This is a genomic window from Aromatoleum evansii (assembly GCF_012910805.1).
Lineage (GTDB): Bacteria > Pseudomonadota > Gammaproteobacteria > Burkholderiales > Rhodocyclaceae > Aromatoleum > Aromatoleum evansii.
The window spans coordinates 61991-75649 of the sequence record NZ_WTVK01000017.1 but is presented as its reverse complement, the minus strand read 5'-3'; the positions used below and the strand labels follow the sequence as shown (position 1 = coordinate 75649).

Genomic DNA, 13659 nt, shown 5'->3' with positions numbered 1-13659 from the left:
GGTCCACGGGCACCACGGATACCGTCACACGAAGACGGGCTCGGGCTCCAGATGCACGCCGAAGCGCGCGAACACGTCGTCCTGAATCGCCCGCGCGATGCGCTCGACATCGGCGCCGGTGGCGCCGCCGCGATTGACGAGCACCAGCGCCTGCTGCTCGTAGGCGCCGACAGGGCCCAGGTCGCGCCCCTTCCAACCGCAGCGGTCGATCAGCCAGCCGGCCGCGAGCTTGTAGCGGCCGTCCGCCTGCGGGTAGCGCGGCAGCTCGGGATGGGCGGCATCCAGGCGCGCCAGCACGGCAGCATCGACGACCGGGTTCTTGAAGAAGCTGCCCGCGTTGCCGAGGCGCGCGGGGTCGGGCAGCTTGCGCCGGCGGATGGCGATGACGGCGTCCGACACGTCCAGCGCGGTCGGTGCGGCAATGCCCCGTTCGGCAAGCTCGCGTGCGACGTCCGCGTAGCCGGTGACCGGCTGCCAGCGCTTGGGCAGGCGGAAGGTGACGGCGGTGATGAGCACGCGGCCCGCGAGCGCCTGCTTGAACACGCTGTCGCGATAGGCGAAGCGGCAGTCCGCGGGACCGAGCCGCAGCATCTCGCCCGTTTCCAGTGAAACGGCCTGCAGGCCGTGGAAGCGCTCGGCGATCTCGAGTCCGTAGGCGCCGATGTTCTGCACCGGGGCGGCACCCACCGTGCCCGGAATCAGCGACAGGTTCTCGAGCCCCGGCCAGCCTTGCGCGAGGGTCCAGCGCACGAAGTCATGCCAGTTCTCGCCCGCACCGGCCTCGACGTACCACGCATCGTTGTCCTCGTCGGCGAGGCGGCATCCGGCGATGGCGACCTTCAGCACCAGGCCGGGAAAGTCGCGCGTGAGCACGAGGTTGCTGCCGCCGCCGAGCACGAGGCGCGGCAGTCCCCATTCCGGGGCTGCGATCAGCGCGGCGACCTGGGCCGCGTCCGTTATCGTGGCGAGCCGCGCGGCGCGCGCCGGCAGGCCGAAGGTGTTGAAGGCACGCAGGTCGGCGTCCGACTCGATCGCCGGCGCGGCGCCACGCACAGGGCGCTCATTTCGCACGGACAAGCCCCTCGGTCGCGGTCGCTTCGATGGGGAACACGCGGTCGTAGCCGAGGTTGAAGGCGAAAGCATAGATCACGTACGCCGTCGCCAGCCCGAGATCGGCGATCAAGGCTTCCACCCAGCCCATGCCCGTCCACGCCATGATCACCGGCAGGGTCATGAGCAGCAGTCCGCCCTCGAAGCCGAGCGCGTGCATCGCGCGCAGCCCGACGGGCCGGCGGTCCGCGGTGCGGCCGGTAAGGCGCCCTTCCACCCAGTCGAAAGCGGTGTTGTAGACCGCATTCCACAGCGCGGCGATCAGCGCGGTGACGGCGAGAAGCCCCAGCGAATCGCCCATCGGCACACCACTCAGCCACGCAAAAGGCGGCGTGATGAGCGCAAGCCCGCCGACCTCGAACAGGATCACCTGTCGGGCACGATCGCGGACGGAACGGAGTTTGGGATGATGAACGGACAAGGAAGCAGAACTCGGAGGGGCGACCCGAGAAGATAGGCCCTCGCCCCCCCAAAATCAACCGCTGCACTGCAACAAACCCTGCAGCAGGCGTGTTCAGCGCGCCCCTTCGGGCTGACCGAAGGGCGGGCGGCGGCGCTGCTGTTCTTCCTCGCTGTTGCGGCGGTTGTCCTGCTGCGGTTCGCGCTGAGTGCGCTGACGCTCGGCCTGCCGCTGTTGCTGCTCGGCCTGCCGCTGCTGTTGCTCGGCTTGGCGCTGTTGCTGGATCTGCATCTGGCGCTGCTGCAACTCGCGCTCGCGCTGCTCGGTCTGCTGGCGGATCGCCTGCTGCCTGCGTTCCTGTTCCTGCGCCTGCTGCCGACCGCGTTCTTCACGCTGCTGCTCGATCTGCTGCCGGCGCGCCTCGCGCTCACCCGCCTCCTGCTGGCGCTGAGCCTCGAGCCGCTGCTGACGTTCCTGCTGGCGCTGTTCGGCCTCTTCCCGTTGCGCACGGCGGGCCTCGTCGCGCCGCTGCTCCTGCTGCTCGCGCAGCACCGAACGCTGGCGCTGCTGCTCCTCCTGCTGTGCCGCCTCGCGACGGGCCTGTTCCTCGCGCTCCCGTGCGTTCTGCTGACGCAGCGCCTCCAGGCGCTCCTGACGCGCAGTCGCCTCGTCGCGCCGTTCGTCGCGCAACTGCTCGCGGCGCTGCTCCTGCTGATCGCGCTGTAGTTGGCGCTGGCGCTGCTGCTCCTGCTCGCGCGCGGCCCGCTCCTCGCGTTCGCGCGCCTGCTGCTGGCGCAGCGCCTCCGTGCGCTCCTGGCGCGACTCAAGGCGCTGCTGGCGCTCTTCCTGACGCTGTCGCTCGTCCTGACGCTGTTCGCGGACCGCCTGCTGGCGCTCCTCGCGCTGCTGGATGAGCTGCGCGGGCTGCACGGTGCGCACGCGCGTGCCGTCTGGACGCACCACCTCGCGCACCGGGAAGCCGCGCCGCTCCCATTCGCGCACGCGCTGCTCGCGCCGGCGCTCGACGTCGAGCGCGACGGGCTTGGGCGGACGCAGGATGCGTTCCGACACCCGCGTCACCGCCTCGCTGCGGTCGCGGAAGGCATAGCGCACGTGGCGCGGCTCGCGCACCACGCGCTCGATCTCGACGACGTTGGTGACGTGCGTGATGTTGATCTGGCGCACGTAGGTCGGGCTGTAGCGGTAGTACGGCACGTACACCTCGCGCGGGGCGAGCGGGAACCAGCTGAGGTTGGGCAGGCCCGAGGTGTAGGTGATGCTCACGCCGGGCGTGCCGATCCACGCCACCAGCGCAGGCGCATACACCGGGCGGGCGATGTAGCGGCCCGGCACCCACGCCCACACACCGCGGATGCGCACCCAGCGGCCGTAGTGGAAGGGCGCGAAGCCCCACGGCGCGTCGTCCACCCAGGTCCAGCCCCACGGCGCGATCGACACCCAGCGGCCGTAGCGATAGGGAGCCCAGCCGTAGGGCACGTCGCGCGGGAACCACACCGGGCCATAGTCGTCGTATTCGCGCCAGTCGCCGTATTCGTACAGATCCTCGGCGCCGGTCATCTCGGGCGAGACGTAGCGGTTGCGCGCGATGCGGTCGTCGCGCCGGTCGCGCGCGAAGGACCACTCCATGAAATCGTCCTCGTCGGGCTCGTCCCACACCACCTGAGTCGGCCCCTCGCTCCAGATCTGGGCGCGACGCCCCTCGGTGACACCGACGTGGCGGTCGTCGGTGCGGAAATCGACATGCCCTTCGTGGTTGCTCACCAGCGTTCCCGAATCGACGAAGTCGACGCGGTAGCGGCCCGGCTCGGCGGGCACGGCCACCCCATCGCGCGTCTCGACCTCGATCGCGTCCTCACGCTCGGCGCTGCGGATGCGCATGGCGACGCTGCCTTCCTTCAGCAGCACGCGGATGCGCTCGTCGTCGAGCCGCCGCACCTCGACCGCGGTCGCCTTGTCGAGGCGCAGCACGCTCGATCCGATGCGCAGCTCGGCCCGTCCGTCGGCTTCGGTCGCGATCTCGTCGCCGGTGGTGATCGGCAGATTGACGGCCGCGCTTTCCCAGTCGCGACTGCCGTCGCGGCGCAGGGCCACTTCGCCCTCAACAACCGACAGGCGGCCCGCGCGTGCGGGCGGATCGGCCAGGGCGGTGCCGCTCGCGCCGGTCAGGACGAGCAGCAGCGGGACGATAAGCAGCAGTCGCAGGGCATTCTTCAGGTTGCGGACCATTTTGGTGTCACTCCGGACCATTATCCCGGCAAGCAAATACCGTTCGGGCTAAGCCTGTCGAAGCCCTGCCCATGCCCTTCGACAAGCTCAGGGCGAACGGTTGTACTTAATTGCCGCCTTAATAACCCCTCCCGGGGCGGACGGATCCGGCGCGTCCCGCGTCAACCGCGTACACGCCGGGATCCCGAGTATTCAACGGCCATGGAGCGCCGTTGCCGACCGTTCAAACAAATCCTTTCAATTCTGCGGTCTTGCGCGCTCGGCCTCGCCTTGCCCCTCCGGCGCCGGCGCCAGCGAACGGACCTCGCCGGTCGCCATGCCGGCGTCGGCATTGCCGCGTGCCGGCTCCTCGGCGGATGTTTCCGCCTCGCGCGCGGGCTCGGTCGGCGGCACGCGCGCCGGCTCGGGTTCGGCGACGGGCTGGCTCAGGTAGGGCAGCAGGGTCGGCGCCATCGACTTGAGGATCTGCACCGGCAGGCCGGACGTGAACTTGAACGCCGCGGCGTCCGACCCGATCACGTACGCCGTCAGGGTGCCGAAGTGGCGTGGTCCGAGGTAGAAGACGAAGGTCGCGGTGCGGTTCATCGCGACCCCCCCCTTCACCTGGCCGCGCCCGCCCGAGATCACGATGCGGTTGTCGCCCGTGCCGGTCTTGCCGCCGACCGCGAGCGGCGTGCCGTCGGGCGCGGCAAAGGCACCCGCCAGCCGGCGCGCGGTGCCGCCTTCGACGACCTCGGACAGGGCGCCGCGCAGCGCCGTGGCCACCTCGGAGGACATCACGCGCTCGCCCTCGCCCGGACGGCGTGCAAACACGGTCTCGTAGGGCGTGTCGGGCGCGAAATGCAGGCGGTCGATGCGCGAGGTCGGCAGGCGCACGCCGTCGTTGACGATGATGCCCATCAGCTCGGCCAGCGCCGCGGGACGGTCGCCGGAGCTGCCCAGCGCGGTCGCGAGCGAGGGCACCAGCCGGTTGAACGGATAGCCCAGGCGCACCCAGCGGCGGTGGATGTCGAGGAAGGCCTCGACCTCGAGGATCGTGTAGATGCGCGTGTCCTGGGCGCCCTTGTAGCGGGTGCGGAACAGCCAGCGATACACGGCCTGGCGCTCGGCCTTGCTCGCGGCGATCGCCTCGTCGAAGCTCGCGTCGGGATGGGTCGCGAGATAGCCGGCGAGCCACAGCTCCAGCGGGTGCACGCGTGCGATGAAGCCCTGATCGGGCAGATCGAAGGAGCCCGGCGCATAGCGCTTGTACAACGCGGCCAGCCGCTCTTCGCCGAGATCGGCAGCCGGCAGGCGCTCCGTCACGAAGACCGAGAAGGTCTTCAGGTCGGCCTCGGGGTTCAGGTAACGGTAGGCCGCCGCGAGGCGGTCGGCGCTCGGACGCAGGCCGTCCATGAAGGTCGCGCGGATCTTCTCCGGGCTCTGTCCCTTGTACTTGCGCCAGAAGCGGCGCATGAAGACCTGCGCCTCGCGATCGGCGAACTTGGCGAGATACTCGCTGCGGCGCGGGTCGTCGTCGTCCTGCAGCAGCTTCGCGGTACTGCCGGGCACCTCGTACATCGTGTGGCGCACGATGTCGCGCATCAGGCGCACGAAGGGCAGGTTGATCGAGGCCTGCAGCGCCTGGCGGATCGTCGGCACGCGACCGTCGTCTTCCTTGCGGAAGTTGTTGAAGGTGTGCAAGCCCCCGCCGGTGAAGAAGGCCTCGCCCGGGCCTGCCGAATAGGTGCGCTCCAGCGCCGCTTCGAGCATCGCAGGCAGATTGCGGTCGGCCGTGCGGATCAGGTAGTCGATCGCCCAGCGCTTGATGTGGTCGCGCGGGTCGACCTGCACCGCACGCAATTCCGCCACGGACTGTTCCGCGTGACGCTGGTGCAGCTCGGCGACGATCTCGAGATAGGTCGCGAGCACGCGCAACTTGGCCGTGGAACCGAGCTCGAGCTTGCTGCCCTCGTTGATGTCGAGCGGCTGGTCGGTGGTGTCGGTCTGCACGCGCACGCGGTTGCCGCCGGGAGTGCGCTCGAACAGGGTGAAGCTGTAATGCACCTTGTCGAGCTGCGCCGGGGTGAGCAGACGCTCGCCGATGACCCCCGCGTCACGGCCGAACTCGGGCTCGGCGAGCCGCCGCAGGTACTCGGTGACGACCTCCTGCAGCCTGCCGTCGAGGGTGGTCGCGGCGCGCAGGTCGAGGCGGTCGAGGTCGTAGAGCGACACGTCGAGCATGCCCGCGATGCGTGTGCGCACCAGCGTCGAGCCCTTGTCCGCGGGCACGGGCACGCGCGCGGGGTCGACCGCGGAGTCGCGGAATGCGAGCTTCGCCTTGAGGCCCGCATCGCGCAGCGCGGCGCTGATCAGCCCGCCCTCGGCGAGGATGCGCAGGTGTGCGTCGGCGAGCTTGGCGAGGTCGTCGCGGCCGCGGCCGAGGTAGTGCGAGGGGCGGCGGTGGGCGATCATCAGCGCGAGCACCTGGCGCAGCGCGAGGCCCTGCTCGGCGAGCTCGTCGCCGCTCGCCTCGTCCCTCGCCAGCAGCGCGTTCACGCGTGCGAAGTCCGCGCCGAACCACACCCACAGGCCATCGCCCAGGCCATGCACCTCGCCATACACCGGCGCGGCCGACAGCGGCACGGTGTTGAGGTAGTCGAGCACCAGTTCGCGCCGCGCCGGCAGCGTCTCGGCGCCGTCGCGATAGGCGCGCACGCTCGCGGACACCATCTGGCGCAGCTTCTCCTGCGGCGAGTGGGTGACGCCGTCGGGCGAGTGGCGGTATTTCTCGATCTGCGTCGCGAGCGTGCTGCCGCCCGGGGTGTTGAGGTCCTCATCGACAACCTTCGCCAGCTGCGCGAAGATCGCCCGGCCGAAACGCGCCCAATCCACCGCCGGGTTCATGTGCGGCCGCTCGGGATCGAGCAGATCGCGGTTCTCGATGAACAGCAGCCCCTGCACTATGCGCGGCGGGATGCTGTCGAAGTCGTCGTAGTGGCGGATCGGATAGTGCGTCGCATACAGCGTGTCGCCGCGCGCGTCGTTGACCGCAAGGCCGCTGCGCGTCTTTTCGCGATACGGCGGGAAATAGCCGCGGCCGGCGTAGTCGAGGAGCGCGTCGGAAAAACGTGCCTGGCGTTCGATGGCGTAGCCGCGCGCCGCGAGGCGCTCGGAGAATTCCTTCAGCTGGGTGTAGCCGAGGCGCTGGTCGAAGGGGCCGTGCTCGGGGAAACGGATCGCCTCGCTCGGACCCGGCTGGACCTCCCAGGCGAGCTTCGCCGCATAGCGCGGAATCTCGCGCGCCTGCAGCCAGGACGTTTCGCTCTCGTAATACGCGGCGACGCCGCCGACGATGATCGCCAGGACACACAGCCAGAACAGCGTGCGCCGCAGCGCCCTGAACCAACCTCGCCGTTGCGGCTTCTTGTTGCTGGTGTTACCTGACACGTCGGCGCCCGAATGCATGAGATGCGGGGATTATCCTGCATCGCCACGCCATTCAGATACCCGTGTTGCGTGAAGGAAACAACCGCACCATGCTGCGATGCAACATCCTTCACGCGATCCGGGGCACGCCTGCTCCGCTCAGGCGAGTACCTGACCGTGCTCGCGGGTCGCGTGGAAGCCGACCTTGGGCCACTTCTCCATCGTCACTTCGAGGTTGTAGCGGCTGGAGGCCAGATACACAGGGTTACCATCGACGTCCTTGCCGATGCGCATCGCCTGCTCGCGCTCGAAGTTGCGCCGCGTGAGCTCGTCCGGGAAGGTGAGCCAGCGCGCGGTGTGGATGTCGGCGGACTCGAAGATCGCGTCGACCTTGTACTCGTCCTTGAGGCGCTGCGCGACGACTTCGAACTGCAGCTGGCCGACCGCGCCGAGCAGCATGTTGCCGCCTTCCTGCTCGAACACCTGGATCGCGCCTTCCTCGCCGAGCTCCTGCAGGCCCTTCTGCAGCTGCTTGGACTTGAGCGGGTCGCGCAGGCGTGCGGCGCTGAAGAGTTCCGGGGAGAAGTAAGGGATCCCCTTGAAGCCGAGATTCTCGCCTTCGGTGAGGGTGTCGCCGATGTGCAGCTGGCCGTGGTTGTGGATGCCGATGATGTCGCCGGCGACGCCGTCCTCCATCAGCACGCGTTCGTTGGCCATGAAGGTCAGCGCGTTGGCGAGCTTCATGTCGCGGCCCGCGCGCACGTGCTTGACCTTCATCCCCGACGTGTAGCGCCCGGAACAGATGCGGAAGAAGGCGATGCGGTCGCGGTGCTTGGGGTCCATGTTCGCCTGGATCTTGAACACGAAGCCGGTGAAGGGCGCCTCGGCGGGCTGCACGAGGCGGGTGTCGGCCCCGCTGGTGCCGGCCACCCGCGGCTGCGGCGGCGGCGCCCAGTCGATCAGCGCCTGCAGGATCTCCTGCACGCCGAAGTTGTTGATACCGGAGCCGAAGAACACCGGCGTCTGCTTGCCGGCGAGGAAGTCGCCGAGCGAGAACGGGGTCGACGCGCCCTGGATGAGGTCGACGTCCTCGCGCAGCTTGCCGACTTCGAGCGGGAACAGCTCGTCGAGCTGGGCATTCGCGATGCCCTTGATGAGCTCGCCCTCGCTGCGCTTTTCCTCGCCCGCGGTGAAGCGCAACACGCGGTCCTCGAGCAGGTGATAGACGCCGCGGAAGGTCTTGCCCATGCCGATCGGCCAGGTGATCGGCGCGCAGTCGATCTTCAGCACCTCCTCGATCTCCTGCAGCAGGTCGAAGGTCTCACGCACCTCGCGGTCCATCTTGTTCACGAAGGTAATGATGGGCGTGTTGCGCAGGCGGCACACTTCCAGCAGCTTGATCGTCTGCGTCTCGACGCCCTTGGCGGCGTCGATGACCATCACTGCCGCATCGACCGCGGTCAGCACGCGGTAGGTGTCTTCCGAGAAGTCCTGGTGGCCCGGCGTGTCAAGCAGGTTGATGGTGTGGCCCTGGTAGTCGAACTGCATCACCGAACTGGTCACCGAGATGCCGCGCTGCTTCTCGACCTCCATCCAGTCGGAGGTCGCGTGGCGGGCGCTCTTCCTGGCCTTGACGGTGCCGGCGAGCTGGATCGCGCCGCCGAACAGCAGCAGCTTTTCCGTGAGCGTGGTCTTGCCCGCGTCGGGGTGGGAGATGATGCCGAAGGTGCGGCGCTTCGCGACGTCGCGCATCAGTTCGGGCGGATAGGGAGTCTCGGCCATGGATCGGTTCGCAAAAAAACAAAGCCGCCGGCCGGAATCGGCGAGGCGGGACAAATGCAATTCTATCAAGGAATTAGCCCGCGCCACCGGCCAGGGGCGGCAAATCCGCGGAAATCTGCGATGATGCGCCCCAGTTCAGCCCCACCTTCCCACCGGAATCCGCCCGCCATGCCCAAAGCCGCCCCCACGCTCCGCCAGCGCAAGGTCTTCGCCCTCACCCGCATCCTCGGCGGCCTAGTCGCCGCCTTCTACCTCGGCTATGTCGTCATCGCGAATCTCGCCGCCGGCCTGCCCTTCGACAACAAACTGATGTTCACGGCGCTGGTGGCCGCCGCGGGATTCGGCTATGCGGCCTGGTACCTGCGCGATCTTTCCGCGGTTGCGCGCGAGGAGCGCGAACAGGGCGTAAACGGCAACGGCGGCAGCGCGGGCTAGCCCAGGGGCGACCGCACGAAGCTTTGCGTAGCGAAGTGCCTGCGTGCCGCGGGAGTGCCTGCGCCTCGTGGGAGCGGCTTCAGCCGCGAATCGGCGTCTGATGTGGCCCGACGGCTGCATTCGCGGCTGAAGCCGCTCCCAAAAAAGCTCCACCCGCAACTGCCTCCGCCAAAAGCTTCAGCCGCAACAGGCTCCCACCAAAAGCTTCACGCGCTGCCGCTCGTCCTCAGCGGGCAGGCTGCTTCTCGGCGACGTAGGGCTCGTGCAGCACCACCGGCTGAGCGGCGCGCTTGCGCATGCGGATGTTGAGCATCTCCACCACCACCGAGAAGGCCATCGCCGAGTAGATGTAGCCCTTCGGCACATGGTGACCGAAGCCTTCGGCCATCAGCACGACGCCCACCACCATCAGGAAGGACAGCGCCAGCATCTTCACCGTCGGGTGGTTGGACACGAAATTGCCGATCGGCGCGGAGGCCACCATCATCAGGCCGACCGACGCGATCACCGCGGCCATCATCACGGTGAGGTTGTTCACCATGCCGATCGCGGTGATGATCGAGTCGAGCGAGAACACCAGGTCGATCACGATGATCTGCATGATCACCGCGGTGAAGGTCGCCTTGACGGCCGACGAGGCCTCGCCCTCCTCGCCTTCCATCAGCTGATGGATCTCGCCGGTGCTCTTCCACACTAGGAACAGGCCGCCGCCCAGCAGGATCAGGTCGCGCGCCGAGAAGCCGTGCCCGAAGAGCTCGAACAACGCCTGGTTGAGGCCGGCGAGCCACGCGAGGATGGACAGCAGCGCCAGGCGCATGAACATCGCGAGGAACAGGCCGAGGCGACGCGCGAACGCACGGCGTTCCGGCGGCAGCTTGTCGACGAGGATGGAGATGAAGATGATGTTGTCGATGCCCAGCACCAGCTCGAGTGCGGTGAGGGTCAGAAAGGCGACGATGAGTTGCGGGTCGGTGAGGAATTCGATCATGACGGGTCATCAAACGGACAATCCGTCTTTTTATCATGCCGCCCGCAAGGAACGCGAATTGCGCAACCGCAGCACAGGTTCCGCAATTCCTGATTGACTGCGGCCGGCTCACGGCCGGCCTGCCGTTCAGCGGCGGCGATTCTTGCCCACCTGGTCGCCGATCACACCGCCGATGGCCGCACCGCCGACCGTGCCGAGCACCCCGCCGTCGGTGATCACCGCACCGGCCACGCCACCGACGCCCGCGCCGATCACGGCGCTCTTCTCGCGCGCGGACATGCCGTCCCAGGTCGCACAGGCGCTCGTCGTCAGCGCCACGGCGATTGCACAAATGCCAGTCCGGATGTTCATCACACTCTCCTTGCCAAAGGGATCGAAAAAGCCGGCGCCCCGGCCGTGGCGCCGGAAATGGGACGCGATTCCGGCGCCGGCGTTCCGGCGCCGCGGCTGCGCTGTGTTACACGGCGTTGCGCGACGCCTCCACGCCGGGGCCGCCCCTGCCGGCGGCAGACGCACGGCCGTCAGAGGGTTCCGCAAATCCGGCGGTCGCACCTTAGCGCAATGCACTATTACAATTATTCCCTGGCTGAACACGACAGAATAATCAGTGAAAATATCCGCGCTATCACCATCGGATTATCGAACAGGGTAATATTTGCGGTTTGGCATCCGTCGCCCCAGGACCGGAATTCAGTTGGCTGCCTCGTCGCCCCGCCCCTTCAGCCTGCACCTGACGCTCGCATTGCTTGCCGGCGTCACGCCACCTGCATCCGCGGCCGAGTCACCCTACTTCGAGGAGCTGCCGCTGGTGCTGAGCGCGACGCGCCTGCCCCAGCCCAGGCACGAGGTGCCCGGCGCAGTGACGGTGATAGACCGCGAGATGATCGCCGCGACCGGCTATCGCGACCTCGCGCGGGTGCTGCGGCTCGTACCGGGGATGCAGATCGGACAGGAGCGCGGACATGCGCAGTGGGTGACCTACCACGGCCTGTCGAGCGACTACCCGACCGAAATGCAGGTACTGGTCGACGGCCGCTCGGCGATAAACGGCAGCGCCTTTGGCGGCGTCGACTGGACCGCCCTGCCCCTCACGCTCGACGAGATCGACCGCATCGAGGTGGTGCGCGGCACCAATGCGACGAGCTACGGCGCCAACGCATTCCTCGGCATCATCAACATCATCACCCGGCATAGCGTCGAGGACCCCGGACTGCGGGTCGACCTGCGCGCGGGCGACGACCGCATCCGCGACGCGACATTCAGCTGGAGCGGCGGCGGCGACCCCCTGACCCTGCGCATGAGCGCGGCAACGCAGCGGGACGAAGGCTTCGACGGCCTGCACGACACTCGCCGCACCGACACCTTCTCCCTGCGCGGAGATCTGCAGATGGGCGCCGATGACGCGCTGCTCGTGCGCATCGCGAGCAATAGCGGCGTACGCGGCGAGGGTTATGAGGGTTCCGTGTTCGACAACAACGGCACCCGTCACAGCCGGCATCACAGCCACAACATCCATCTGCAGTGGCAGCACAACGACTCCGCGGACACGGAATGGCTGCTCAACTATTACCGCAATCACGAGCGCGTGCGCGAAGAGTGGCTCGCGAGCGCACCGATGTTTCCGGCGGTGCCGCTCAACCGCAACCGCGACAGCGTACGCGACAGCATCGGCATCCAGCGGCGCAGCGCCCCTGCCCCCGAAGTGCAGCTCGTGTGGGGCCTGGAGGCCCAGCGCGAGGACGTCGACGCGCCCTTCCTCTACTTCGGCGGCAACCCCGACCCCCAGTACCTCTACCGCGCATCCGGCAACGTCGAGTGGCGCGCACTGGACGACGTCACGCTGAACCTGGGAGGCGCGGTGGAGCGGTATTCCGGCGGGAAAACGCACCTCAGCCCGCGCGCCTTCGTCAACTGGCAGGCGGCCCCCGGGCACACGCTGCGCGCCGGCTATTCGCGCGGCCTGCGCCAGAACAACGTGTTCGCGCGCTACGCGGACATCCGCGCGATCGATCCGGCGAGCGGCCTCGAGCTGGTCCGCCCCTACGTGCCGAATCCGGACCTCGAGCAGACGCGCGTCGGCGCCCGCGAACTCGGCTACTTCGGCCGCCTCGAGACCTGGAACACGACGCTGGACGTGCGCGTGTTCGAGGAGAACATCCAGGATTTCGTCGTGCGCGTGCCGCAGCCCGACCCGGACCCCGCCCCCCTGCTGTCGCCGAGCGTGAGCCCGCTGCCCTTCAGCCTCGGCTCGACCCGCTACGAGAACCTCGACTCGACGGTGCGCCTGCGCGGCATCGAGTACGAGCTGTCGACGCGCCCACTGCCGGGCACCGAGCTGCGCGTCGCGCACGCCATGCTCGACCGCGACAGCCGCAGCGCCGCGATCGAGGACCGCAGCGCGCCCTATACCGCGGCGCTGAGCTGGCTGCAGGACTGGGGCGGCGGCTGGACGAGCATGGTCAGCGTGCTGCGCATGGGCCCGCTCGCCGGCGGCGACGGCTACGTGCCGCGCTACCGCTTCATCGCCAAGCCCTACACGACGGCCGACGCGAACATCACCTACACCACCCGCGTCGCGGGTCACGCGGTGCGGCTGGGCCTCACCGCGCAGAACATCGGACCGCGCCACCAGGAATTCGCCGACCGCAGCCAGCAGGCGGCGAGCGGCTCGAACGACCCGGTGAATGAAGTCTGTCCGGTCGCCTACCTCTCGCTCAGCATCGCGCTCGAGCGCGGCAAACATCCGTGACGGCGACGGCTCAGCTTCTTCCCTTCCCCGGCAGCCCGCCCTGCCCGATCGATTCGATCGCGGTACGCGTCTTCCGTGAGGACCGCGGCGGCCTGCGGCTGCGCTTCGAACTCCTGGGTGAGGTGCAGCACGTGCTCGTTCCCGCCACGTGCGCCCCACGCGCTGCTGACGGCCTGTGGGCACACACCTGCTGCGAGGCCTTCGTCGCCACGCCCGGCCGCCCGGCCTACCGCGAGTTCAACTTCTCGCCCTCCGGCGAATGGGCGATCTACGACTTCGACGCCTACCGCCAGCGCAGCGCACCCGGGATCGCCCCGGCCGCCCCGATGATCGTGTCGCACCTCGAAACGGGCCGGCTCGTGCTCGACGCCACGCTCGACGCGACCGCCCTGCCGCAGGGCTCGCCGCTCGAACTCGGGCTCACGACGGTCGTCGAAACGCTCGACGGCACGCTATCCTATTGGGCCCTGCGCCACCCCGGTGAGCGCCCCGACTTCCACCTCCGCGACGCCTTCACGCTGCCCCTGGCCCGGCCCTGAA

10 protein-coding genes are annotated in these 13659 nt (G+C 68.6%); 3 read left to right on the top strand and 7 right to left on the bottom strand.

Annotated features, from left to right (window positions below; translation table 11 throughout):
- Positions 1-24 precede the first annotated feature (24 nt).
- The 5 genes from murB to GO615_RS10780 form a co-directional block, all read right to left on the bottom strand.
- A complete protein-coding gene (gene murB, locus GO615_RS10800) occupies positions 25-1071 on the bottom strand; it encodes a UDP-N-acetylmuramate dehydrogenase (RefSeq protein WP_339380003.1) in 1047 nt (348 codons plus the stop codon).
- The gene (locus GO615_RS10795; protein ID WP_169127818.1) at positions 1061-1531 is read right to left on the bottom strand and encodes a PACE efflux transporter; all 471 of its coding nucleotides are present in this window, start codon (positions 1529-1531) and stop codon (positions 1061-1063) included. Before GO615_RS10795 ends, murB begins: the two co-directional genes overlap by 11 nt.
- A gap of 93 nt (positions 1532-1624) precedes the next feature.
- Complete coding sequence (locus GO615_RS10790) at positions 1625-3757, bottom strand: DUF6600 domain-containing protein (protein WP_169127816.1); 2133 nt, start codon at positions 3755-3757, stop codon at positions 1625-1627.
- A 237-nt stretch (positions 3758-3994) separates the two neighbouring features.
- Positions 3995-7204, bottom strand: coding sequence for a transglycosylase domain-containing protein (locus GO615_RS10785; protein WP_169127814.1), 3210 nt, complete (start codon positions 7202-7204; stop codon positions 3995-3997).
- Positions 7205-7324: 120 nt separating this feature from the next.
- Positions 7325-8947 (bottom strand): peptide chain release factor 3, encoded by a 1623-nt coding sequence (locus GO615_RS10780; RefSeq protein WP_169127812.1) that lies wholly within the window; start codon positions 8945-8947, stop codon positions 7325-7327.
- A gap of 168 nt (positions 8948-9115) precedes the next feature.
- Between GO615_RS10780 and GO615_RS10775 the strand changes: the two genes are divergently transcribed.
- The gene (locus GO615_RS10775; RefSeq protein WP_169127810.1) at positions 9116-9382 is read left to right on the top strand and encodes a hypothetical protein; all 267 of its coding nucleotides are present in this window, start codon (positions 9116-9118) and stop codon (positions 9380-9382) included.
- Between the two features lie 226 nt (positions 9383-9608).
- On the opposite strand, the gene GO615_RS10770 is transcribed toward GO615_RS10775, so the two are convergent.
- Positions 9609-10370: a TerC family protein gene (locus tag GO615_RS10770; RefSeq protein WP_169127808.1), complete on the bottom strand. Its 762-nt coding sequence runs from the start codon at positions 10368-10370 to the stop codon at positions 9609-9611.
- Positions 10371-10496: 126 nt separating this feature from the next.
- A complete protein-coding gene (locus tag GO615_RS10765) occupies positions 10497-10721 on the bottom strand; it encodes a YMGG-like glycine zipper-containing protein (RefSeq protein WP_169127807.1) in 225 nt (74 codons plus the stop codon).
- Positions 10722-11064: 343 nt separating this feature from the next.
- Between GO615_RS10765 and GO615_RS10760 the strand changes: the two genes are divergently transcribed.
- Both GO615_RS10760 and GO615_RS10755 read left to right on the top strand, forming a co-directional pair.
- A complete protein-coding gene (locus tag GO615_RS10760) occupies positions 11065-13119 on the top strand; it encodes a TonB-dependent receptor plug domain-containing protein (protein WP_246262224.1) in 2055 nt (684 codons plus the stop codon).
- A complete protein-coding gene (locus tag GO615_RS10755; protein ID WP_169127805.1) occupies positions 13116-13658 on the top strand; it encodes a DOMON-like domain-containing protein in 543 nt (180 codons plus the stop codon). The genes GO615_RS10760 and GO615_RS10755 overlap by 4 nt, the downstream gene beginning before the upstream one ends.
- The last annotated feature ends 1 nt before the right edge of the window (position 13659 follow it).